The sequence below is a fragment of the Spiroplasma endosymbiont of Tiphia femorata genome (assembly GCF_964020225.1).
Lineage (GTDB): Bacteria > Bacillota_I > Bacilli_A > Mycoplasmatales > VBWQ01 > Spiroplasma_E.
In genome coordinates this window covers 703,961-727,580 of record NZ_OZ026544.1, presented here as the reverse complement: position 1 = coordinate 727,580, position 23,620 = coordinate 703,961, and the positions used below count along the sequence as shown (strand labels likewise).

Annotated in this window: 39 protein-coding genes and 1 pseudogene; 16 read left to right on the top strand and 24 right to left on the bottom strand. The window is 23.3% G+C overall.

The window, feature by feature from the left end; translation table 4 throughout:
• Window positions 1-10 precede the first annotated feature (10 nt).
• From AACK83_RS04570 to AACK83_RS04550, 5 genes and pseudogenes are all read right to left on the bottom strand, one after another.
• A pseudogene (locus AACK83_RS04570) lies at window positions 11-1,209 on the bottom strand (trans-sulfuration enzyme family protein).
• Window positions 1,210-2,320: 1,111 nt separating this feature from the next.
• Window positions 2,321-3,295: a hypothetical protein gene (locus AACK83_RS04565; protein ID WP_338959577.1), complete on the bottom strand. Its 975-nt coding sequence runs from the start codon at window positions 3,293-3,295 to the stop codon at window positions 2,321-2,323.
• Complete coding sequence (locus AACK83_RS04560) at window positions 3,180-3,548, bottom strand: hypothetical protein (RefSeq protein WP_338959574.1); 369 nt, start codon at window positions 3,546-3,548, stop codon at window positions 3,180-3,182. The genes AACK83_RS04565 and AACK83_RS04560 overlap by 116 nt, the downstream gene beginning before the upstream one ends.
• A 1,108-nt stretch (window positions 3,549-4,656) precedes the next feature.
• A complete protein-coding gene (locus AACK83_RS04555) occupies window positions 4,657-5,631 on the bottom strand; it encodes a hypothetical protein (RefSeq protein ID WP_338959577.1) in 975 nt (324 codons plus the stop codon).
• Window positions 5,516-5,884, bottom strand: a complete 369-nt coding sequence (locus AACK83_RS04550) for a hypothetical protein (protein WP_338959574.1) — start codon at window positions 5,882-5,884, stop codon at window positions 5,516-5,518. The genes AACK83_RS04555 and AACK83_RS04550 overlap by 116 nt, the downstream gene beginning before the upstream one ends.
• Before the next feature lie 479 nt (window positions 5,885-6,363).
• Here AACK83_RS04550 and AACK83_RS04545 point away from each other — a divergent pair, with 479 nt between their 5' ends.
• From AACK83_RS04545 to AACK83_RS04470, 16 genes are all read left to right on the top strand, one after another.
• Entirely contained in the window at window positions 6,364-7,311 is a 948-nt protein-coding gene (locus tag AACK83_RS04545; protein WP_338956758.1) for a rolling circle replication-associated protein, read from the top strand.
• A gap of 61 nt (window positions 7,312-7,372) precedes the next feature.
• The gene (locus AACK83_RS04540; protein ID WP_338956756.1) at window positions 7,373-7,888 is read left to right on the top strand and encodes a hypothetical protein; all 516 of its coding nucleotides are present in this window, start codon (window positions 7,373-7,375) and stop codon (window positions 7,886-7,888) included.
• Window positions 7,889-8,131: 243 nt separating this feature from the next.
• Window positions 8,132-8,407 (top strand): hypothetical protein, encoded by a 276-nt coding sequence (locus tag AACK83_RS04535; protein ID WP_338956755.1) that lies wholly within the window; start codon window positions 8,132-8,134, stop codon window positions 8,405-8,407.
• Between the two features lie 59 nt (window positions 8,408-8,466).
• Window positions 8,467-8,670: a hypothetical protein gene (locus AACK83_RS04530; protein ID WP_338956753.1), complete on the top strand. Its 204-nt coding sequence runs from the start codon at window positions 8,467-8,469 to the stop codon at window positions 8,668-8,670.
• A 217-nt stretch (window positions 8,671-8,887) separates the two neighbouring features.
• Window positions 8,888-9,358 (top strand): hypothetical protein, encoded by a 471-nt coding sequence (locus AACK83_RS04525; RefSeq protein ID WP_338957763.1) that lies wholly within the window; start codon window positions 8,888-8,890, stop codon window positions 9,356-9,358.
• Between the two features lie 47 nt (window positions 9,359-9,405).
• Window positions 9,406-9,744 carry a hypothetical protein gene (locus tag AACK83_RS04520; protein WP_338957730.1) on the top strand — a complete coding sequence of 113 codons (339 nt, stop codon included), beginning with the start codon at window positions 9,406-9,408 and terminating at the stop codon, window positions 9,742-9,744.
• Between the two features lies 1 nt (window position 9,745).
• Window positions 9,746-9,871, top strand: coding sequence for a hypothetical protein (locus tag AACK83_RS04515; protein WP_338956654.1), 126 nt, complete (start codon window positions 9,746-9,748; stop codon window positions 9,869-9,871).
• Window positions 9,871-10,059: a hypothetical protein gene (locus tag AACK83_RS04510; RefSeq protein ID WP_338956750.1), complete on the top strand. Its 189-nt coding sequence runs from the start codon at window positions 9,871-9,873 to the stop codon at window positions 10,057-10,059. The genes AACK83_RS04515 and AACK83_RS04510 overlap by 1 nt, the downstream gene beginning before the upstream one ends.
• 1 nt (window position 10,060) lies before the next feature.
• Window positions 10,061-10,261, top strand: a complete 201-nt coding sequence (locus AACK83_RS04505) for a hypothetical protein (protein ID WP_338956748.1) — start codon at window positions 10,061-10,063, stop codon at window positions 10,259-10,261.
• A gap of 34 nt (window positions 10,262-10,295) precedes the next feature.
• Window positions 10,296-10,556: a hypothetical protein gene (locus tag AACK83_RS04500; RefSeq protein ID WP_338956747.1), complete on the top strand. Its 261-nt coding sequence runs from the start codon at window positions 10,296-10,298 to the stop codon at window positions 10,554-10,556.
• Between the two features lie 142 nt (window positions 10,557-10,698).
• Window positions 10,699-10,893: a hypothetical protein gene (locus AACK83_RS04495; RefSeq protein ID WP_338959571.1), complete on the top strand. Its 195-nt coding sequence runs from the start codon at window positions 10,699-10,701 to the stop codon at window positions 10,891-10,893.
• A 3-nt stretch (window positions 10,894-10,896) separates the two neighbouring features.
• A complete protein-coding gene (locus AACK83_RS04490; RefSeq protein WP_338956743.1) occupies window positions 10,897-11,094 on the top strand; it encodes a hypothetical protein in 198 nt (65 codons plus the stop codon).
• 9 nt (window positions 11,095-11,103) lie between these two features.
• On the top strand, window positions 11,104-11,295 hold the full coding sequence (locus AACK83_RS04485; protein ID WP_174481228.1) for a hypothetical protein: 192 nt from the start codon (window positions 11,104-11,106) through the stop codon (window positions 11,293-11,295).
• Between the two features lie 2 nt (window positions 11,296-11,297).
• Window positions 11,298-12,353 carry a hypothetical protein gene (locus tag AACK83_RS04480; RefSeq protein WP_338956741.1) on the top strand — a complete coding sequence of 352 codons (1,056 nt, stop codon included), beginning with the start codon at window positions 11,298-11,300 and terminating at the stop codon, window positions 12,351-12,353.
• A 32-nt stretch (window positions 12,354-12,385) separates the two neighbouring features.
• On the top strand, window positions 12,386-12,619 hold the full coding sequence (locus AACK83_RS04475) for a hypothetical protein (RefSeq protein ID WP_338956739.1): 234 nt from the start codon (window positions 12,386-12,388) through the stop codon (window positions 12,617-12,619).
• Entirely contained in the window at window positions 12,619-13,479 is an 861-nt protein-coding gene (locus AACK83_RS04470) for a hypothetical protein (RefSeq protein ID WP_338957761.1), read from the top strand. The genes AACK83_RS04475 and AACK83_RS04470 overlap by 1 nt, the downstream gene beginning before the upstream one ends.
• 357 nt (window positions 13,480-13,836) lie before the next feature.
• On the opposite strand, the gene AACK83_RS04465 is transcribed toward AACK83_RS04470, so the two are convergent.
• The 19 genes from AACK83_RS04465 to AACK83_RS04375 all read right to left on the bottom strand — a co-directional run bounded on the left by AACK83_RS04465 (window position 13,837) and on the right by AACK83_RS04375 (window position 23,620).
• Entirely contained in the window at window positions 13,837-14,697 is an 861-nt protein-coding gene (locus AACK83_RS04465; protein WP_338957761.1) for a hypothetical protein, read from the bottom strand.
• Complete coding sequence (locus AACK83_RS04460; protein ID WP_338956739.1) at window positions 14,697-14,930, bottom strand: hypothetical protein; 234 nt, start codon at window positions 14,928-14,930, stop codon at window positions 14,697-14,699. The genes AACK83_RS04465 and AACK83_RS04460 overlap by 1 nt, the downstream gene beginning before the upstream one ends.
• A gap of 32 nt (window positions 14,931-14,962) precedes the next feature.
• Complete coding sequence (locus tag AACK83_RS04455; RefSeq protein ID WP_338956741.1) at window positions 14,963-16,018, bottom strand: hypothetical protein; 1,056 nt, start codon at window positions 16,016-16,018, stop codon at window positions 14,963-14,965.
• Window positions 16,019-16,020: 2 nt separating this feature from the next.
• A complete protein-coding gene (locus tag AACK83_RS04450) occupies window positions 16,021-16,212 on the bottom strand; it encodes a hypothetical protein (RefSeq protein ID WP_174481228.1) in 192 nt (63 codons plus the stop codon).
• Between the two features lie 9 nt (window positions 16,213-16,221).
• Window positions 16,222-16,419, bottom strand: a complete 198-nt coding sequence (locus tag AACK83_RS04445; RefSeq protein ID WP_338956743.1) for a hypothetical protein — start codon at window positions 16,417-16,419, stop codon at window positions 16,222-16,224.
• 3 nt (window positions 16,420-16,422) lie between these two features.
• Window positions 16,423-16,746, bottom strand: coding sequence for a hypothetical protein (locus AACK83_RS04440; protein WP_338957437.1), 324 nt, complete (start codon window positions 16,744-16,746; stop codon window positions 16,423-16,425).
• 12 nt (window positions 16,747-16,758) lie between these two features.
• The gene (locus AACK83_RS04435) at window positions 16,759-17,019 is read right to left on the bottom strand and encodes a hypothetical protein (RefSeq protein ID WP_338956747.1); all 261 of its coding nucleotides are present in this window, start codon (window positions 17,017-17,019) and stop codon (window positions 16,759-16,761) included.
• A gap of 34 nt (window positions 17,020-17,053) precedes the next feature.
• Window positions 17,054-17,254, bottom strand: coding sequence for a hypothetical protein (locus AACK83_RS04430; RefSeq protein ID WP_338956748.1), 201 nt, complete (start codon window positions 17,252-17,254; stop codon window positions 17,054-17,056).
• Between the two features lies 1 nt (window position 17,255).
• Complete coding sequence (locus AACK83_RS04425) at window positions 17,256-17,444, bottom strand: hypothetical protein (protein WP_338956750.1); 189 nt, start codon at window positions 17,442-17,444, stop codon at window positions 17,256-17,258.
• Window positions 17,444-17,569: a hypothetical protein gene (locus AACK83_RS04420; protein WP_338956654.1), complete on the bottom strand. Its 126-nt coding sequence runs from the start codon at window positions 17,567-17,569 to the stop codon at window positions 17,444-17,446. Before AACK83_RS04420 ends, AACK83_RS04425 begins: the two co-directional genes overlap by 1 nt.
• A 1-nt stretch (window position 17,570) precedes the next feature.
• On the bottom strand, window positions 17,571-18,428 hold the full coding sequence (locus tag AACK83_RS04415; RefSeq protein ID WP_338956752.1) for a hypothetical protein: 858 nt from the start codon (window positions 18,426-18,428) through the stop codon (window positions 17,571-17,573).
• A gap of 217 nt (window positions 18,429-18,645) precedes the next feature.
• The gene (locus AACK83_RS04410; protein ID WP_338956753.1) at window positions 18,646-18,849 is read right to left on the bottom strand and encodes a hypothetical protein; all 204 of its coding nucleotides are present in this window, start codon (window positions 18,847-18,849) and stop codon (window positions 18,646-18,648) included.
• Window positions 18,850-18,908: 59 nt separating this feature from the next.
• On the bottom strand, window positions 18,909-19,184 hold the full coding sequence (locus AACK83_RS04405) for a hypothetical protein (RefSeq protein WP_338956755.1): 276 nt from the start codon (window positions 19,182-19,184) through the stop codon (window positions 18,909-18,911).
• 253 nt (window positions 19,185-19,437) lie between these two features.
• A complete protein-coding gene (locus AACK83_RS04400; protein ID WP_338956756.1) occupies window positions 19,438-19,953 on the bottom strand; it encodes a hypothetical protein in 516 nt (171 codons plus the stop codon).
• Between the two features lie 61 nt (window positions 19,954-20,014).
• Entirely contained in the window at window positions 20,015-21,181 is a 1,167-nt protein-coding gene (locus AACK83_RS04395) for a rolling circle replication-associated protein (RefSeq protein WP_338959569.1), read from the bottom strand.
• 116 nt (window positions 21,182-21,297) lie between these two features.
• Entirely contained in the window at window positions 21,298-21,423 is a 126-nt protein-coding gene (locus AACK83_RS04390) for a hypothetical protein (protein WP_338959567.1), read from the bottom strand.
• Between the two features lie 13 nt (window positions 21,424-21,436).
• Window positions 21,437-21,844 carry a hypothetical protein gene (locus AACK83_RS04385; RefSeq protein ID WP_338958198.1) on the bottom strand — a complete coding sequence of 136 codons (408 nt, stop codon included), beginning with the start codon at window positions 21,842-21,844 and terminating at the stop codon, window positions 21,437-21,439.
• Between the two features lie 103 nt (window positions 21,845-21,947).
• Window positions 21,948-22,853 (bottom strand): hypothetical protein, encoded by a 906-nt coding sequence (locus AACK83_RS04380; protein WP_338958200.1) that lies wholly within the window; start codon window positions 22,851-22,853, stop codon window positions 21,948-21,950.
• Window positions 22,854-22,864: 11 nt separating this feature from the next.
• Window positions 22,865-23,620, bottom strand: a complete 756-nt coding sequence (locus AACK83_RS04375; RefSeq protein ID WP_338959564.1) for a hypothetical protein — start codon at window positions 23,618-23,620, stop codon at window positions 22,865-22,867.

The following is a 23,620-nucleotide window of genomic DNA, read 5'->3' as shown; positions in this document are numbered from 1 at the left end:
TAAATAATTATTATAGTTTTTTTAATGCTTGTTCCAAATCATTTCACAAATCTTCAACATATTCAATACCAATTGAAAGACGAACAAGACCTTCTGAAATATTTGCATCTGCTAATTCTTGTGCATTATAAGTAGAATGTGTCATTGAAGCAGGATGTTCAATCAATGACTCAACTCCACCTAAAGAAACTGCCAAAATTATTAATTTTAAATTATTTAATAGTTTGATTCCTCCATCATATCCACATTTTAATTCGAAACTAATCATTGCTCCTGGTAATTTCATTTGTTGTTCATAAAGTACTTGTTCTGTTGCTGAATTAGTTAGTCCAGGATAAAATACTTTTTTAATCTTAGGATGTTCTTTTAATCTTGCTGCAATTATTCTTGCATTTTTGCAAGCTCTTCATAATCGTAATTCTAAAGTTGATAGTCCTCTTAAAACAAGAAAGGCATCATGAGGTGATAATACAGCTCCTGTTAAATCTTTTAATCCTTCAAAACGAATTTTATTTATTAAAGTACTTTTACCACAAACAATTCCGGCCATAACATCAGAATGACCGTTAATATATTTTGTTGCTGAATGGATAACAATATCAGCACCAAAATTAATGGTTTAGTAATGATTGGTGTAGAAAAAGTATTATCAACAATTACTTGAATTTGCGGATTATATTGATGGACAATATCACTAATTGCTTTAATATCTAAAATTTCTAAAGTAGGATTAGCTGGTGTTTCGAAAAAAACAACTTTAGTATTTGGTTTTAAATTTTTTTTAATTTCATCAAGTTTAGTAAAATCAGCAAAATCAACTTCAATTTGAAAGCGTGATATTTCTTTTTCAATAAGTGAATGAGTACCACCATAAATTGTTTTTGATGATAATAAATGGTCAGTAGCATTCAATAATGTTCAAAAAGTAGATGCAATGGCCCCCATACCCGATGAGAAAGCAATTGCTTCTTCTGATCCTTCTAAATGTGCCATTCGTTTTTCTAAAACAGTTGTTGTTGGATTACCAATTCTTGTATAAACATATCCTTCTTCTTGTAAATTAAATATCCTACCACCTTGTTCGGCACTATCAAAAGCAAAAGTTGTTGATAGATAAATAGGAGGTAGAGCGGCTCCAAATTTATCATTATAATTACCACAATGAACTAATTTAGTTGCAATGTGGTAATTATTTTTATTTTTTTTTAATTTTTGTCATAATTATCTCCTTATAGATATAAATTTATTTTATTTTTATGTTATTTCCATTTAATTTGTATTTTAAAACTACCTTTTATATAAATAAAGGTAGCAAGTTTATATTAAAGTATATAAATATCTTAGATTAATGTTAACAATCCTGTTTTAAAAAAGTAGTTATAATCTAATATTCAATTTTTATATGAAAATACTACAATATCTTTTTGTTATTTTATAGTAATTTTTTTTAATAAAAAAGGTTACCTTTTTACTAGTAATCTTTAAATTCATATTTTAAATTCAATACTTATTATAGTTTTTATTAATTAACATAATTTTAGTTTATTATTGATATTTTATATAGATTAAGATTTATTTAGAATGTATTTTATTATTGTTTTAAGTATAAAATATTTAGAATTTTGAGAAAAGTGTGAAATTGTAGTAAGAATATTAAATTGGAAAGTGTAGTAATGTATCATTAAAAATGATATTAGTTTATTTTACTAATATCATTATTATATGAATAAAACTTTTTAAATTTTAAAGTACTTTTTCTAAATAAATCTTGATTTAATTTTATATTCAAAAGTTTACATATGCAATAAATATTTTTATGTTAAAAAAATAATTTATTATAATTAAAATCTATATTATATGTATTAAAATTTAATTATCAATTGGAATACAAAAATTGTAAAAGAAAATTAAATATTAGTTTACAAATGATTATTAGTTTTTCATTTTATTATAAAAATTTTAAATATATTTTAATAATAAATTATAAAAATTTATCAGAAAAAAAATTCTAATGATACATTAGTTTTAAAACATTTAATTTTTCAATTTTGAAAATATAACAAAAATGAACTATGTTTATTTAAAATTAAAATATTACAGTTGTTCATTTTTGTAAATTTTAAAGATAGAATTATTTTAAACTAATGCTTTGTAAAATTAAGTTATACTAATTCCTAGAAAGTTTAATTTTATAATTATCTTTTAACTTGATTATTTTTTTAATTTATTTGTTAATTTTGATATTATTGTATTTTACTATAATTTTAATTGTGTAAAGTAAATTTTTTTATTTTAGAACTAAAGAATATCTGAAAAATTGCTATCAAATGATTTCAATTAAAGAGATATTTGATATTTTAGGTGTAGATTGTTTACTAACTCCTAAATAAGTTTTATTTTTATCATAAACTATACTTAAAAGTTCATTACTTTTTATAAGACCAATATTTAAGATTTCATTGTTTTTTGTTACGATATTAATACGTATAAATTCTTCCCCACGATTAACATATAAATATTCTTCATTAAAATTATGATATACTGTTTCATTTTCATCAGTTTTTACAAAATTATATTTTCCTATTTCTTCTAACTGCTTTTCTTTAATAATTAATTTGTAAATAAATGCAGTTTTAATTGAAGTTTCTGTATTATAATTTATTCCATAAAAATAAAAATTATTTTTAATTTTATAAGCATCAAGTATAATAGCAGCTTTGCTATCTTTAATGACTGGAAATAAAGTTACAATATCATCTAAACTAGTAATAAATATTTGTTCAATTGTATAGTCATTATTTTTATTTTTACTAAAAACATAACTATTTGAACCATTTGTAAACATTTTTGAAAATATTAAGTCAGATTTATTTTTTAATGTTAATGTATTTTTATTATTAACTTTATATGCAGTAAATTGTTTATAATTATCAACAAAATATAAATACCCACTTTTTTCATTAAATGTCATATAAAGATTATCATCAGCAGATTGTTTTATTGTTACATTGTCTTCTTTTAAATCTAATATAATTGCTACTGAACTTTTCTCTCACATTGCGGAATGAGTAACAATTATATAATGTTCGTATAGGTATACATGACGATTATTATAGTTATTTAAAAATGGATTATTACTTCCAGTTAAGCGATAAACTGTTGTTGCACTAACTTCTGGTTTAGCTTCATCACTTAAGTCTAAAATAAAAAATTGTGTTTGTGCAGTATTTTTTCCATCACTTATTAAAAATTGATAATAAATTTTTTTTGTCCCATTTTTTATTATCTTCTTCATTAGTAAAAGCAATTCCTGAACCATTTTCAATTGGATATGCTCTGTCTTGTTCATAGTCTGCTAATAAAATTAGATTATTCTCTTTATCAATTGTATAAAAACCAATAATATTGTCTTTAATAATAACACCAAATATTTTATCATTAATTTTTGATATTGCTTGTAATCCATAAACTGGTATAGATTGTTCACTATTTCATTGAAAAGAAATGTTATTTGAAATAGCATTTGCTTTTATTTTTTTGTTTAACATAATATGTCTTCTTTCTTTTAATAATTTTTTAAGACTTTATTAATATTTTTTCTAGTAGTTATTTTAACTTACAAATGAAAGGTTATATTAATAAAATCTTAAATTAATTTTATTATTAGAAATTTTAGTATGCCATAAACAATTAAAACTTTATTTTTTACTTATAATTTTTAATTTATATGAAAGTACTACAATATTTTTAGTTTTTTATAACAAAAAATGTTTTGTCAATAAAAAAGGTTACTTTTTACTAGTAATCTTTAAATTTATATTTTAAATTCAATTATTATTTTATTTATAGTTTAAGTAATATTGAATATTATTTTTTGTTAATTTATAATTTATTTTTAAAATTAAGATTTATTTAGAATGTATTTTATTATTGTTTTAAGTATAAAATATTTAGAATTTTGAGAAAAGTGTGAAATTGTAGTAAGAATATTAAATTGGAAAGTGTAGTAATGTATCATTAAAAATGATATTAGTTTATTTTACTAATATCATTATTATATGAATAAAACTTTTTAAATTTTAAAGTACTTTTTCTAAATAAATCTTGATTTAATTTTATATTCAAAAGTTTACATATGCAATAAATATTTTTATGTTAAAAAAATAATTTATTATAATTAAAATCTATATTATATGTATTAAAATTTAATTATCAATTGGAATACAAAAATTGTAAAAGAAAATTAAATATTAGTTTACAAATGATTATTAGTTTTTCATTTTATTATAAAAATTTTAAATATATTTTAATAATAAATTATAAAAATTTATCAGAAAAAAAATTCTAATGATACATTAGTTTTAAAACATTTAATTTTTCAATTTTGAAAATATAACAAAAATGAACTATGTTTATTTAAAATTAAAATATTACAGTTGTTCATTTTTGTAAATTTTAAAGATAGAATTATTTTAAACTAATGCTTTGTAAAATTAAGTTATACTAATTCCTAGAAAGTTTAATTTTATAATTATCTTTTAACTTGATTATTTTTTTAATTTATTTGTTAATTTTGATATTATTGTATTTTACTATAATTTTAATTGTGTAAAGTAAATTTTTTTATTTTAGAACTAAAGAATATCTGAAAAATTGCTATCAAATGATTTCAATTAAAGAGATATTTGATATTTTAGGTGTAGATTGTTTACTAACTCCTAAATAAGTTTTATTTTTATCATAAACTATACTTAAAAGTTCATTACTTTTTATAAGACCAATATTTAAGATTTCATTGTTTTTTGTTACGATATTAATACGTATAAATTCTTCCCCACGATTAACATATAAATATTCTTCATTAAAATTATGATATACTGTTTCATTTTCATCAGTTTTTACAAAATTATATTTTCCTATTTCTTCTAACTGCTTTTCTTTAATAATTAATTTGTAAATAAATGCAGTTTTAATTGAAGTTTCTGTATTATAATTTATTCCATAAAAATAAAAATTATTTTTAATTTTATAAGCATCAAGTATAATAGCAGCTTTGCTATCTTTAATGACTGGAAATAAAGTTACAATATCATCTAAACTAGTAATAAATATTTGTTCAATTGTATAGTCATTATTTTTATTTTTACTAAAAACATAACTATTTGAACCATTTGTAAACATTTTTGAAAATATTAAGTCAGATTTATTTTTTAATGTTAATGTATTTTTATTATTAACTTTATATGCAGTAAATTGTTTATAATTATCAACAAAATATAAATACCCACTTTTTTCATTAAATGTCATATAAAGATTATCATCAGCAGATTGTTTTATTGTTACATTGTCTTCTTTTAAATCTAATATAATTGCTACTGAACTTTTCTCTCACATTGCGGAATGAGTAACAATTATATAATGTTCGTATAGGTATACATGACGATTATTATAGTTATTTAAAAATGGATTATTACTTCCAGTTAAGCGATAAACTGTTGTTGCACTAACTTCTGGTTTAGCTTCATCACTTAAGTCTAAAATAAAAAATTGTGTTTGTGCAGTATTTTTTCCATCACTTATTAAAAATTGATAATAAATTTTTTTTGTCCCATTTTTTATTATCTTCTTCATTAGTAAAAGCAATTCCTGAACCATTTTCAATTGGATATGCTCTGTCTTGTTCATAGTCTGCTAATAAAATTAGATTATTCTCTTTATCAATTGTATAAAAACCAATAATATTGTCTTTAATAATAACACCAAATATTTTATCATTAATTTTTGATATTGCTTGTAATCCATAAACTGGTATAGATTGTTCACTATTTCATTGAAAAGAAATGTTATTTGAAATAGCATTTGCTTTTATTTTTTTGTTTAACATAATATGTCTTCTTTCTTTTAATAATTTTTTAAGACTTTATTAATATTTTTTCTAGTAGTTATTTTAACTTACAAATGAAAGGTTATATTAATAAAATCTTAAATTAATTTTATTATTAGAAATTTTAGTATGCCATAAACAATTAAAACTTTATTTTTTACTTATAATTTTTAATTTATATGAAAGTACTACAATATTTTTAGTTTTTTATAACAAAAAATGTTTTGTCAATAAAAAAGGTTACTTTTTACTAGTAATCTTTAAATTTATATTTTAAATTCAATTATTATTTTATTTATAGTTTAAGTAATATTGAATATTATTTTTTGTTAATTTATAATTTATTTTTAAAATTAAGATTTAATTAAGTATCGTTTTTCTTTTATTATTTGTTTTTATAATTTTTTATGTTAAGATTTGTTTATTATTAAAATGTATAAAATTGGTTTTTTAAAACCTAGAACGCGGAAGTTTTATATATGGATATTCAACAAGATTTTTATGTTAAAAAAATTTTTTATGCTTGTTATGTTAAAAATGTTGTTTTACCTATTTCTTTTTTAAATAATATTGGAAATAAAAAAGGTAAATGTTATGTTGGAAATAAACAAAAATTGAGAAATAATACTTCTCGTACTAAAACTAATTTAATTCAAAAAGCATTACATAATTTTTATAATAGTAAAATGTTAAGTTTTGTTACTTTGACTTATAAAAATAATATGCAAGATATTAAAAAAGCAAAAAAAGATATTGGTTTATTTTTTATTAAATTAAAAAAGTGATGAAATGACCCTAAACGTTTTCAAAATTTAGGAGAATTAAAGTATTTTTATGTTTATGAATATCAATCTCGTGGTGCTATTCATTTTCATATAATTTTTAATAGAAAGATATATAAAAGTATGTTAGCAGAATGATGAACTCATGGTTTTAATGATTTAAAAGTAGTTAAAAAAGGTACAAATGAATTTGTTATTAAATATTTAGGAAAATATGTTACAAAAGCCATGGATGATGTTAAATCTATAAATCAGACAGATGTAGGTGTAAAGGCTTATGCTTTTAGTCGTAATTGTAAAAATCCTCTTGTTGTTCGTGGTATTAAAAAATTGACAATTGGAGATATAATTAAAGCAAGTTTTAATGCAACAAATGTATTTTATTTTAAAACTCAAAGAGATAGTAATGGTGATACTGTGATGATTGGTGCTATTATTGAGAGTACTGTTGTAAATGATTATTTTAAAGAATATGAAGATTACGAAAAATATGTATATTTAAGTGCTTTATCGTATAAACATTATTTATGGACTAGTGAAATTGGTTATTTAAATCATAGAGATAGAGATGTTTTGACTTGGGTTTATAAAGTTTTTGGTAGTAAAGTTGAAGAAATAAATTTTAAGAAAAAAGTTTTACATTAGTTTAATTTTTAGTATTTTTTTTATTTTTTTAAATTATAATAAAATATAAAAGGAGAAAAAAATGGATACTAAAACAATAATTGAAATTTGTACTAGTATTATTAGTGCTATGTCTGTTATTATAACTTTAGGAATTACTATATATTTTCAATTTGAAAATAGAAAAAGAACAATTAGAACAGAATTATATAAAGAATTAGAAAAGATTTGAAATAAATATCAATTTTTTTCTTATGAAGAGAAAAATTTACTTAGAGATTATAAAAATGAAATAATAGGTAGTAAACAACTTTCAGTAAAAGAAATGTCAAAACAATTTATAACACATTTTAATTCGTATTTGTGAGAAGTAAATATTTTATTATCTATTTTTAATTTCGAAAATAAATATGAATGTTCTCAATGTAGAAGTATTATTGATACAAAAAAATGAGATGAATTTACTAATTCATTATATAATAGGAAAAAAATAATTGATTGAAGTGTAATTTTTAAATTCTTTTTAGTAACTGAAAAAAACAAGTTAAAAATTATGATTGCTATTTGCCCGAATTGTTTAAAAAATGATTTAAAATAATAAATTTAAAAATTTTAAGTTTTATCATAAAAAATTAAATTATTAAAGAATATACTTGTATATATATATATATAATGGTTAATGAACATTAGTGATTATTCGCGTTCTTACTAATGTTCATTTTTTATTTTTAGTTGAAATTTTATATTTTTATGATATATTATTAGTAAGTATAGGTTTACCCTACTATGCTTGACTTATTAAATTAAATTTTAATGAACGCGAAAGGTTAAGTATTTTTTTATGTTTAAAGTTCAATTAGTTAATATTGAAAAAGGGCGTATTATTCCCGATAAAAATAATAAAGGTCAAACATTAAAGTTTGATGTTTTGAAGTTTGTAGAAATAAACAAACAAACAAGTGTGCCAACTGGTCAAACACGTGATAAATGATATAATCCGGAATTTGCTAGTGATTTTAATAATTGTTTATCTACTCTTGATTTAAAAGTTGGTAATTTTTATTCACTTGAACTTGATTTAAGCGGTAATATTAAAAAACTTTCTAATTGAAAATAGTTATTTATTAAAAGGGTAATTTTAAATAATTATTTTATGTTAGGAGTTAATTTTAAATTATGGCTAGAAGTAATAATTGTTCTTGTGGACAACCGTTTCATTTAGCTATTTATATGTGTAAACTTTGTGACCAAGTTATTTGTCCTAAAAGAGTTTTACAAAACTTATATACTAGAAAATATTATTGTCCAAATTGTATATTAGATATTGCTTTAAATAAGGCAATGAGACAGCAAGAAAGTAAGTTAAATTATGAGACATAAATGTAGTGATTGAACTTATGAACGAGTATATGGTTGTGAAATGTGTTACAGAGTTGCTAATGAAATGGAACGAATAAAAAAAGAGAATAAAAGAAATAAGTAAAAATTAAATAAGGGGCTTATATATGGATTATATATTTTTCATTAAGCCCCAATGGATTAGATTATAATTCATAAATAAGCTCCTTATTAGTATATAAAGTAAGGAGTTTTATTTATGCCTAATGAATTAGAGCAAACTAGTAATTATACTTTAACTAAAATTTTAAGAACTGGATTAAGTCCATTAAGTGCTATGGTAGGTGTTAGTGCTTATTATGGTCAATATTTAAAAGACCCAGTATTAGGTTCTATAAATTCTTTGTTATTTAGTAAAAAGTTAGGAATTGATATATGGAATATTAATCAAAGACCAACTACTAGAAATAAAGTTATTAATAGTTATAAAAAGATATTTTTAGGTTTAGGGACTATTGGTTTAATTAACTATGCCAAGTTTGTTCAGTATGTAGATAAGTCAGTTTCTTTATTAAGAGATGAACCTTGTTTTTGGCCGCCTTGTCCTACTGAACCACCAATTCCTACTCCAATACCAACTCCTAATCCAGTAATTGATAAGCCTTTTGTAGATTGAGATACTTATATATCTTTAAATAGTTTTGGTATAGCGAATGTATTAGTGGTTTAACTGAGTTAATACCTAATAAATTTGAAGCAATAAGAAAGATATGTAATATGGCTACTGGTGGATGTTTGATTAGTAGTGGTGTTGCTATGGGAATTAATAATAATTTTAATAATTATTTTGCTATTCCTACGATAATTGCGGGAGCAAGTGAAATTATAAATAGTTTATTGTTGCCATTAGGCAATACACATAATAATATAGAGTTACAAGAAGTATTTACTGATGAAAGAGCAAGATTAATTAACACTAGTGTTAGTGATTATCAAAGTACAAATGACAGTATGGTTGATGTTGATTTAAATGATGATAATATGTCGGAGATTAATTTAGATAGAGCAAGTTTAAACTGGGATTATTCTTATGCTTATACATTAGGTGGTGTTTAAAATGAAAAAAGATAAATGAAAAAATATGCCAAGACAAAAGTTACATAAGAAAAAAGCAAAGCGAAATTTTGAACAAAGATTAAGTGAAAATATGAGTTTTGATAATTTTTTAGGAGGTAAAAAATAATGGTTAAATGAATAGTTGTAATATTGGCTGTGTTTGCTACTTCTTGGTTTTTTAAAGGTACTATTAAAAAGTTAGTTTGAAAATTTAAACATAAAAAACATGATATAGTTGATCCCGATTGTTGATATTGTAAAGAACAAAAACGGAAAGAAAGAGCAAGAAAAGAATTAGAGGAGGGAGGTGATTAAAATGCCCGCAGGTTTAACCGCACTATTAAATATGATTGGAGGTATTGGCCAAAAATTATTAGAATCTTTTAGTTATGTATTTGATTGAGTATTTGCTGGTGATTCAATTATGACAAATTGACCAGTTTTAATTCCAATATTTATGATGGTCTTAGTATTTATTAAAGAATTTATAGGACATATTATTCGTGGATTTAGGTAGAAAAAACTAAAGTTGTTTTTAGGAGGTAATAGTTATGATTAAATTATTTTTTGCAATAATTTTTGTTTTTCCTTTATTAGGTAAACTTTTACCTTCTTTAAATAATATTGTGCAAAATATTTTGCAAAGTTATATTACTGATTTTTCCGGTTTACATAATTTATCTTTGGTTATTAAAAGTTTTATTTTTGGTGATAGTTCACAACAAATAGTTTCTATGCCAGCACCATTGTTAGCAATTATTTTAGTACTTTTTACTTTTTCATTAATTTTAAAATTATTAAAAATAATATAGGAGTAGTTTATTATGGGTGTTGCTTTTATTTCAAAAATTTTAGAATTATTTGCGCAAATTTTTATGAAATTTTGAAATTTGCCAATGGCAGATTTGGGTTTTAATTTGGGGACTTTTGTTGTTTTTATTCTTTTAATAAAGTTTGCTATGTCAGTTTTTTTTAAATATTGATATTCAGCCAGTTTTTACATCGGGTACTGTAAAGCAAAGTTATAGAAATATTAAAGGAAGTTCAAAATTTGTTGGAAAGCAAATTGCTAAACAACATGAAAGAAAACGTTTAAGAAATAAGGCTAAGGGTGTTGAAAATAAAAAAGGGAAGTTTGTAGGTGCTTAATTTATGAGTGATTTTGTTAATAGTATATTGCATTTAATTTTTATATTTTCTAGTAATGATATTAGTATATTTTTAAATCAACCAAATATTACTGATGAAGTTTATATTTTGTTTAATTTGACTTTTTGGTTGGTATTAGGTGTATTTTTTAATTTTATTTATCGTAGTATTAAATTTGTTTTTAGGTCATTATTTGGGTAGGTGTTAATTATGAGTGTTTGAGATATTTACAATAAAATACATCAATGTATAGTTGATTATTGAACTATGTTTATAGGTAGTCCAGTTGATGATTTTACTACTATTTTATGAAATTTAGTGGTTTATGGAACTCAGTTTTTTATTGGATTTATTATATTTTATGGTTCATGGTGAATTTTAAAATGTTTATTTGGTAAATAATTATGTGATTTAAGTTTGTTAAATTATTTTTTGTTGTAAATAGTACTGTTCAAGCACCAACTAGTTTAATTGTTTTTAATGCACCTAGTGAAAGTAATTACACTATAACTAGCGATATGGTTAAACCCGTTAAATATAATGATTTTAATGATTGAGCAACTATTCCATGAAACTCTGCTTATTTTGATGTTGGCCAACCAGATTTAAAATTAGTTTCTGCTGTTGTACATAAAACTACTGATACTCCTTATTCAATTCAATTTCATTCTGATGTGGTAGGTAATTTTGATAGACGAGTTAGTGATTTGTCTACAAATTATGATTTTACAGAGCAAGATTTAAACCAGTTATCTCTTATTTTATTTAATCATAATTATATACAAACTGGTAAGTTTAATGAGTTAGTTTTTTGAAATTATAATGTTTCTAATAATTTAAGTTTTAAGTTGACTTTTGAAATTACAAAACCTTTGAGTTTTTATATACAAGGTTTTATGTTTTATATTTCTGCTGAATATTTTAGTTATTTTTCTTCTATTTATACATTTTCATTTTTAGATTATGAGGGTAATATTCGTTATAATTTTAAAGGTGTATTAAATGATAAAGATAGTGTTTATAATTTAGGAAAATATAATTTTGTTACTATGCCGGTTCGTGTTCCAAATTTAAAGCATTTAACAATTGATTTTGATTTATCTTCGTTAACTAATCGTGACGGTTTGCATGTTAAATTTGGTCAGATGAATATTTTTTCTTCCAAAGATATTGTTCCAGTACCACCAAATAGTCCTTTTAACCCTGAGTATGAACGTGTTAGTTGATATGATGTTTTTGGTCATCTGCGTAATGCTTTTAGATGAATACTTTATGGTGTTGTTGGTAAAGTTTTACCAGTTGAACCATTAAGACAATTTCTTTTTACAACAGATAGTTTATTACGACATATTTTTTCAGATACGATTAGTACTGCTTTAAATGTTGATATTGTTAGTGGAATAGAAAATATTATACCTTTATGGTTATTTGTTAGAGCAATTAGTTTAATTATAGGTTAGGAGTTTATTATGGAAAATAAAAGATTGTTTTGATGTGAAATTTTGATTACAGTTGTTGTTTGTTTTTAACATCATTAGTTACTGCATTATTTTTTAATTTTGATGTAGATAAATTAAAATTATTTTATGAAAATTCTGGTTTTGATGTTCAATTTTTATTGTTTATTTTTAATTTTATTTTTTCTTTTGTTTTTGGTTCATATTTTATGAAATTTTGTTTTTGAATTAAAAGTAAGTTTAAAAATAAAAATAAGGTGGTTAAATAATGCCTTGATATGGTTACGTGTTATTGGTTATAGGTTTGATTATGATTATTTATCCAATTCTTATAACTATTCGTAATGTTAAAATTTTAAAACGTGTAGGTAGTTATATTATTTCAGCGCCACCACGCACTGGTAAATCTGCTCTTGCTTGTTTTTTAGCACAAACTCATAAAAAACGAGTAGTTAGTCCTTTTCCTATTAAATTAAAAAATGGTTATTCTTATTTGGTTAATTATAATGATGTTTTTACTTTTAATCAGTTAGCAAGTAATTATGCTTTTGAGGAACAAGATTTAATAATTTTAGATGAATTAGCATTAAAAATAAATTCTAATGATTTAGGAGTACAGTTTAAAAATCAACAAGAAAGTTTAGGACAATTTTGTAAGTTAATAGGTCACATGTTTAATGGTACAATGTATTTGATTGAACAACACCCTAATAGAATACCAGTACAAGCAAGAGAAAAAGTAGAGTATGTTGTGCAAGTTAAAAGAATGCGTTTTTTGGGCTTTGTTGTTATATTTAATCTTAATTTATATACTAATATTGAGGATTATAATAAAGTAGTGTTTTCACGACGTAGAACAAAGAAAATGATTAAAAAAGGCATAATGCCTCCAAGTTATAGCGGTGAAGCAATGGCTATGACTTTATTTTTTCCTAGACATTGGTTGAAAAGGTATAATTCTAGGGCTTTACATTATGTGCATGAACTTAAAAGTGAATTATCACCTAAGAAATACCTTAAAGAAGCAAGTAGTATCGATATGACTTATAGTGATATTAAATTTGCTGGTTTGGATAAATTGGATAATATTTTAAAGAAAAAAGATAAACTTAAAAATAAAGATAAATAAAAATGATTATAGTCCCAGTGAACCTACTGGGACTATAATTTGGGTGAGCCACGTAGTGGCGAGGGACGAAGTCCCTATATACTTGTTTAGAAAAAGTACTTTAAAATTTAAAAAGTTTTATTCATATAATAATGATATTAGTAAAATAAACTAATATCATTTTTAATGATACATTACTACACTTTCCAATTTAATATTCTTACTACAATTTCACACTTTTCTCAAAATTCTAAATATTTTATACTTAAAACAATAATAAAATACATTCTAAACAAGTATATAGGGACTTCGTCCCTCGCCACTACGTGGCTCACCCAAATTATAGTCCCAGTAGGTTCACTGGGACTATAATCATTTTTATTTATCTTTATTTTTAAGTTTATCTTTTTTCTTTAAAATATTATCCAATTTATCCAAACCAGCAAATTTAATATCACTATAAGTCATATCGATACTACTTGCTTCTTTAAGGTATTTCTTAGGTGATAATTCACTTTTAAGTTCATGCACATAATGTAAAGCCCTAGAATTATACCTTTTCAACCAATGTCTAGGAAAAAATAAAGTCATAGCCATTGCTTCACCGCTATAACTTGGAGGCATTATGCCTTTTTTAATCATTTTCTTTGTTCTACGTCGTGAAAACACTACTTTATTATAATCCTCAATATTAGTATATAAATTAAGATTAAATATAACAACAAAGCCCAAAAAACGCATTCTTTTAACTTGCACAACATACTCTACTTTTTCTCTTGCTTGTACTGGTATTCTATTAGGGTGTTGTTCAATCAAATACATTGTACCATTAAACATGTGACCTATTAACTTACAAAATTGTCCTAAACTTTCTTGTTGATTTTTAAACTGTACTCCTAAATCATTAGAATTTATTTTTAATGCTAATTCATCTAAAATTATTAAATCTTGTTCCTCAAAAGCATAATTACTTGCTAACTGATTAAAAGTAAAAACATCATTATAATTAACCAAATAAGAATAACCATTTTTTAATTTAATAGGAAAAGGACTAACTACTCGTTTTTTATGAGTTTGTGCTAAAAAACAAGCAAGAGCAGATTTACCAGTGCGTGGTGGCGCTGAAATAATATAACTACCTACACGTTTTAAAATTTTAACATTACGAATAGTTATAAGAATTGGATAAATAATCATAATCAAACCTATAACCAATAACACGTAACCATATCAAGGCATTATTTAACCACCTTATTTTTATTTTTAAACTTACTTTTAATTCAAAAACAAAATTTCATAAAATATGAACCAAAAACAAAAGAAAAAATAAAATTAAAAATAAACAATAAAAATTGAACATCAAAACCAGAATTTTCATAAAATAATTTTAATTTATCTACATCAAAATTAAAAAATAATGCAGTAACTAATGATGTTAAAAACAAACAACAACTGTAATCAAAATTTCACATCAAAACAATCTTTTATTTTCCATAATAAACTCCTAACCTATAATTAAACTAATTGCTCTAACAAATAACCATAAAGGTATAATATTTTCTATTCCACTAACAATATCAACATTTAAAGCAGTACTAATCGTATCTGAAAAAATATGTCGTAATAAACTATCTGTTGTAAAAAGAAATTGTCTTAATGGTTCAACTGGTAAAACTTTACCAACAACACCATAAAGTATTCATCTAAAAGCATTACGCAGATGACCAAAAACATCATATCAACTAACACGTTCATACTCAGGGTTAAAAGGACTATTTGGTGGTACTGGAACAATATCTTTGGAAGAAAAAATATTCATCTGACCAAATTTAACATGCAAACCGTCACGATTAGTTAACGAAGATAAATCAAAATCAATTGTTAAATGCTTTAAATTTGGAACACGAACCGGCATAGTAACAAAATTATATTTTCCTAAATTATAAACACTATCTTTATCATTTAATACACCTTTAAAATTATAACGAATATTACCCTCATAATCTAAAAATGAAAATGTATAAATAGAAGAAAAATAACTAAAATATTCAGCAGAAATATAAAACATAAAACCTTGTATATAAAAACTCAAAGGTTTTGTAATTTCAAAAGTCAACTTAAAACTTAAATTATTAGAAACATTATAATTTCAAAAAACTAACTCATTAAACTTACCAGTTTGTATATAATTATGATTAAATAAAATAAGAGATAACTGGTTTAAATCTTGCTCTGTAAAATCATAATTTGTAGACAAATCACTAACTCGTCTATCAAAATTACCTACCACATCAGAATGAAATTGAATTGAATAAGGAGTATCAGTAGTTTTATGTACAACAGCAGAAACTAATTTTAAATCTGGTTGGCCAACATCAAAATAAGCAGAGTTTCATGGAATAGTTGCTCAATCATTAAAATCATTATATTTAACGGGTTTAACCATATCGCTAGTTATAGTGTAATTACTTTCACTAGGTGCATTAAAAACAATTAAACTAGTTGGTGCTTGAACAGTACTATTTACAACAAAAAATAATTTAACAAACTTAAATCACATAATTATTTACCAAATAAACATTTTAAAATTCACCATGAACCATAAAATATAATAAATCCAATAAAAAACTGAGTTCCATAAACCACTAAATTTCATAAAATAGTAGTAAAATCATCAACTGGACTACCTATAAACATAGTTCAATAATCAACTATACATTGATGTATTTTATTGTAAATATCTCAAACACTCATAATTAACACCTACCCAAATAATGACCTAAAAACAAATTTAATACTACGATAAATAAAATTAAAAAATACACCTAATACCAACCAAAAAGTCAAATTAAACAAAATATAAACTTCATCAGTAATATTTGGTTGATTTAAAAATATACTAATATCATTACTAGAAAATATAAAAATTAAATGCAATATACTATTAACAAAATCACTCATAAATTAAGCACCTACAAACTTCCCTTTTTTATTTTCAACACCCTTAGCCTTATTTCTTAAACGTTTTCTTTCATGTTGTTTAGCAATTTGCTTTCCAACAAATTTTGAACTTCCTTTAATATTTCTATAACTTTGCTTTACAGTACCCGATGTAAAAACTGGCTGAATATCAATATTTAAAAAAACTGACATAGCAAACTTTATTAAAAGAATAAAAACAACAAAAGTCCCCAAATTAAAACCCAAATCTGCCATTGGCAAATTTCAAAATTTCATAAAAATTTGCGCAAATAATTCTAAAATTTTTGAAATAAAAGCAACACCCATAATAAACTACTCCTATATTATTTTTAATAATTTTAAAATTAATGAAAAAGTAAAAAGTACTAAAATAATTGCTAACAATGGTGCTGGCATAGAAACTATTTGTTGTGAACTATCACCAAAAATAAAACTTTTAATAACCAAAGATAAATTATGTAAACCGGAAAAATCAGTAATATAACTTTGCAAAATATTTTGCACAATATTATTTAAAGAAGGTAAAAGTTTACCTAATAAAGGAAAAACAAAAATTATTGCAAAAAATAATTTAATCATAACTATTACCTCCTAAAAACAACTTTAGTTTTTTCTACCTAAATCCACGAATAATATGTCCTATAAATTCTTTAATAAATACTAAGACCATCATAAATATTGGAATTAAAACTGGTCAATTTGTCATAATTGAATCACCAGCAAATACTCAATCAAATACATAACTAAAAGATTCTAATAATTTTTGGCCAATACCTCCAATCATATTTAATAGTGCGGTTAAACCTGCGGGCATTTTAATCACCTCCCTCCTCTAATTCTTTTCTTGCTCTTTCTTTCCGTTTTTGTTCTTTACAATATCAACAATCGGGATCAACTATATCATGTTTTTTATGTTTAAATTTTCAAACTAACTTTTTAATAGTACCTTTAAAAAACCAAGAAGTAGCAAACACAGCCAATATTACAACTATTCATTTAACCATTATTTTTTACCTCCTAAAAAATTATCAAAACTCATATTTTCACTTAATCTTTGTTCAAAATTTCGCTTTGCTTTTTTCTTATGTAACTTTTGTCTTGGCATATTTTTTCATTTATCTTTTTTCATTTTAAACACCACCTAATGTATAAGCATAAGAATAATCCCAGTTTAAACTTGCTCTATCTAAATTAATCTCCGACATATTATCATCATTTAAATCAACATCAACCATACTGTCATTTGTACTTTGATAATCACTAACACTAGTGTTAATTAATCTTGCTCTTTCATCAGTAAATACTTCTTGTAACTCTATATTATTATGTGTATTGCCTAATGGCAACAATAAACTATTTATAATTTCACTTGCTCCCGCAATTATCGTAGGAATAGCAAAATAATTATTAAAATTATTATTAATTCCCATAGCAACACCACTACTAATCAAACATCCACCAGTAGCCATATTACATATCTTTCTTATTGCTTCAAATTTATTAGGTATTAACTCAGTTAAACCACTAATAACATTCGCTATACCAAAACTATTTAAAGATATATAAGTATCTCAATCTACAAAAGGCTTATCAATTACTGGATTAGGAGTTGGTATTGGAGTAGGAATTGGTGGTTCAGTAGGACAAGGCGGCCAAAAACAAGGTTCATCTCTTAATAAAGAAACTGACTTATCTACATACTGAACAAACTTGGCATAGTTAATTAAACCAATAGTCCCTAAACCTAAAAATATCTTTTTATAACTATTAATAACTTTATTTCTAGTAGTTGGTCTTTGATTAATATTCCATATATCAATTCCTAACTTTTTACTAAATAACAAAGAATTTATAGAACCTAATACTGGGTCTTTTAAATATTGACCATAATAAGCACTAACACCTACCATAGCACTTAATGGACTTAATCCAGTTCTTAAAATTTTAGTTAAAGTATAATTACTAGTTTGCTCTAATTCATTAGGCATAAATAAAACTCCTTACTTTATATACTAATAAGGAGCTTATTTATGAATTATAATCTAATCCATTGGGGCTTAATGAAAAATATATAATCCATATATAAGCCCCTTATTTAATTTTTACTTATTTCTTTTATTCTCTTTTTTTATTCGTTCCATTTCATTAGCAACTCTGTAACACATTTCACAACCATATACTCGTTCATAAGTTCAATCACTACATTTATGTCTCATAATTTAACTTACTTTCTTGCTGTCTCATTGCCTTATTTAAAGCAATATCTAATATACAATTTGGACAATAATATTTTCTAGTATATAAGTTTTGTAAAACTCTTTTAGGACAAATAACTTGGTCACAAAGTTTACACATATAAATAGCTAAATGAAACGGTTGTCCACAAGAACAATTATTACTTCTAGCCATAATTTAAAATTAACTCCTAACATAAAATAATTATTTAAAATTACCCTTTTAATAAATAACTATTTTCAATTAGAAAGTTTTTTAATATTACCGCTTAAATCAAGTTCAAGTGAATAAAAATTACCAACTTTTAAATCAAGAGTAGATAAACAATTATTAAAATCACTAGCAAATTCCGGATTATATCATTTATCACGTGTTTGACCAGTTGGCACACTTGTTTGTTTGTTTATTTCTACAAACTTCAAAACATCAAACTTTAATGTTTGACCTTTATTATTTTTATCAGGAATAATACGCCCTTTTTCAATATTAACTAATTGAACTTTAAACATAAAAAAATACTTAACCTTTCGCGTTCATTAAAATTTAATTTAATAAGTCAAGCATAGTAGGGTAAACCTATACTTACTAATAATATATCATAAAAATATAAAATTTCAACTAAAAATAAAAAATGAACATTAGTAAGAACGCGAATAATCACTAATGTTCATTAACCATTATATATATATATATATATATATATACAAGTATATTCTTTAATAATTTAATTTTTTATGATAAAACTTAAAATTTTTAAATTTATTATTTTAAATCATTTTTTAAACAATTCGGGCAAATAGCAATCATAATTTTTAACTTGTTTTTTTCAGTTACTAAAAAGAATTTAAAAATTACACTTCAATCAATTATTTTTTTCCTATTATATAATGAATTAGTAAATTCATCTCATTTTTTTGTATCAATAATACTTCTACATTGAGAACATTCATATTTATTTTCGAAATTAAAAATAGATAATAAAATATTTACTTCTCACAAATACGAATTAAAATGTGTTATAAATTGTTTTGACATTTCTTTTACTGAAAGTTGTTTACTACCTATTATTTCATTTTTATAATCTCTAAGTAAATTTTTCTCTTCATAAGAAAAAAATTGATATTTATTTCAAATCTTTTCTAATTCTTTATATAATTCTGTTCTAATTGTTCTTTTTCTATTTTCAAATTGAAAATATATAGTAATTCCTAAAGTTATAATAACAGACATAGCACTAATAATACTAGTACAAATTTCAATTATTGTTTTAGTATCCATTTTTTTCTCCTTTTATATTTTATTATAATTTAAAAAAATAAAAAAAATACTAAAAATTAAACTAATGTAAAACTTTTTTCTTAAAATTTATTTCTTCAACTTTACTACCAAAAACTTTATAAACCCAAGTCAAAACATCTCTATCTCTATGATTTAAATAACCAATTTCACTAGTCCATAAATAATGTTTATACGATAAAGCACTTAAATATACATATTTTTCGTAATCTTCATATTCTTTAAAATAACCACTGTCTAAATTTAAACCTGTATTTTTTAAGTTTTCAATATCAGTCTTAATTTTTTGATTAATATTGCTTATTTCTTGTAAAAAGGGTTTATTAGTAATTGCTGTTCTTGCTAAGTTACGTTGAATACTAAATAATTTATTTCAACTCTGTAAATGCATACTAACATAAGCCATTTTTCGTTCAAAACCAATACTATTATAAGTAACATCAATATCATCAATTAAAATTTTACCCTCCATAATAGCACCAATCATCACAGTATCACCATTACTATCTCTTTGAGTTTTAAAATAAAATACATTTGTTGCATTAAAACTTGCTTTAATTATATCTCCAATTGTCAATTTTTTAATACCACGAACAACAAGAGGATTTTTACAATTACGACTAAAAGCATAAGCCTTTACACCTACATCTGTCTGATTTATAGATTTAACATCATCCATGGCTTTTGTAACATATTTTCCTAAATATTTAATAACAAATTCATTTGTACCTTTTTTAACTACTTTTAAATCATTAAAACCATGAGTTCATCATTCTGCTAACATACTTTTATATATCTTTCTATTAAAAATTATATGAAAATGAATAGCACCACGAGATTGATATTCATAAACATAAAAATACTTTAATTCTCCTAAATTTTGAAAACGTTTAGGGTCATTTCATCACTTTTTTAATTTAATAAAAAATAAACCAATATCTTTTTTTGCTTTTTTAATATCTTGCATATTATTTTTATAAGTCAAAGTAACAAAACTTAACATTTTACTATTATAAAAATTATGTAATGCTTTTTGAATTAAATTAGTTTTAGTACGAGAAGTATTATTTCTCAATTTTTGTTTATTTCCAACATAACATTTACCTTTTTTATTTCCAATATTATTTAAAAAAGAAATAGGTAAAACAACATTTTTAACATAACAAGCATAAAAAATTTTTTTAACATAAAAATCTTGTTGAATATCCATATATAAAACTTCCGCGTTCTAGGTTTTAAAAAACCAATTTTATACATTTTAATAATAAACAAATCTTAACATAAAAAATTATAAAAACAAATAATAAAAGAAAAACGATACTTAATTTAATCAAGTAATAGGGGCTTTGCCCCTCGTTGCTTCGCAACTCACCCCAGCGGGGCTAAACCCCGCGGCCAACCAACCAAGGTTCTGGTTGGCTCCGACCAATAATATAGGTTTAAATTTTTCAAAATACTATAATTTTTATAAAAATGGATTTGTTTTTTTTGAAAATTTATCAAAATTTTCTTTTTTTTCTGATTTTATTTTTAATTCTTGCATTTGTTTTTCAATTTCTTTTTTAAGTCTTCTGTCTTCTTCTTTTTTTTGTAATTCCATTCGTTGTTGTTCTCTTCTTATACGTTCCTTCTGTTCACATTCTCAGGCTTTTTCATGAGCTTTTTGTTCTTCTGCTTTTCTTCTTTCACGGTCTCTTTTTTCTCATTCTTCTTTGACTCTTGCTTCTTTTTCAGCTCTTTTTAGCTTTTCTTTTATTTTTTTTTCTTCTTTTTTCCTTTCTTGTTGAAACTCATTATATTTCTTCATATCTTCTTTTTTTTGAGCTTTAGCTTTATCATTAAATTCCTTATATTGTTCATTTTTTTTTCACATAATTTAATCACCTTTCTTTTTCAAAATAAAAAACTCATTTATTTTTAAAATAAAATAATGAATTAAAAACTTATATTAAGTTTATGAATTTATTTTAGCATCTTTATTTATTTTTGTTAGAATGTTTATTTCTATAATAACAAGCACGACATACAGTATTTTTAGTTTCTTTCTTTTCAGTCTGTAATATATTATCCAACTTATCTAATCCTACTGCTTTAATATCATCAACAGTAAAATCTAATGCTTGTGACTGTTCATAGTCTTTAACACTACTTAATTCACTCTTTAACGAATGAATATAATTTAAAGCACGACTATTATATCTTTGTAAATAAGACTTAGGAAATCATAAACTAAAAGTCATAGTTTCACCACTATAACTGGGTGGTAATCCACCACGTTTAATTATTCGCTTTGTTTGTCTTTTAGATAAAACAATTTTATTATAATCATCAACATTAGTATAAATATTAAGTTTAAACTTAACTAAAAATAATAAAATACGCATTCTTTTAACTTGAACAATATACTCTACTTTTTCACGTGCTTGTTTTGGTATTCTATCGGGGTGTTGTTCAATCATATACATAATTCCATTAAAATTATGACCTATCAATTTACAAAACATTCCTAAACTTTCCTGTGTTTCTTTAAATTCGGGTGACAAATCATTACTATTAATTTTTAAACCTAATTCATCAAAAACAAGCATATCATTCTCTTTAAAAGCATAATTACTATTTAATTGATTAAACTTAAAAACATCATCATAAGAACAGCGATAACTATATTCATTACGTACTTTAATAGGAATAGGACTAACTACCCTACCCTTATGTTTTTGTGCTAAACAACAAGCAAGGGCAGATTTACCAGTACGTGGTGGTGCTGAAATAATATAACTACCTACACGTTGTAATATCTTTATATTTTTTCTAGTTATTAAAAATGGATATAGTATTATTAATAATAAAATTCCTAAAAGGAAATAACCATATCAAGGCATTATTTCAACTCCTAACCAACTAAAAATCCTACTGCTTTTAAAAATACTCATAAAGTTAAAACTTGTTCTAAACCACTAGTAAAATCAACATTTAAAACAGAACTAATAGTATCATCAAAAATACGTCTCAATAATCCATCAAGTTTAGTAAAAAATTCTCTTAATGGTTCAACTGGTAAAACTTTACCAACAACACCATAAAGTACTCATCTAAAAGCATTACGCAAATGACCAAAAACATCATATCAACTAACACGCTCATACTCAGGGTTAAAAGGACTATTTGGTGGAACTGGCATAACTTTTTCACTTGAAAAAATATTAACTTGACCAAGATTTAACTGTGGTGACATATAAGAATATGAATCGCCGTGAACATCAAAAAATACTGTTAAATGTTTTAAATTTGGTACACGAATAGGCAAAGTAACAAAATTATATAAATGTTGCTGATAAATATTATTATCAACCTTACCTTTAAAAACATACTTTGTATCACCAACATAATCTAAAAAACTAAAAGTAAAATTAGCAGTAAAAGTTTTAAAACGTTCATATTCAAAATAAAACATAAATCCTTGAATATAAAAACTCAAAGGTTTATCAATTTCAAAATTTAACTGTGTTTGAAAATTTATAACTCTCCTATCGTTATTAACAAAATTCAAATGATTAGTATTCTTTTCTGAAACATAATTATGATTAAACATAATACGTGAAAATTCATCCAATTGTTTTCTATTAAAAGTATAAACGCCAGACCCCAT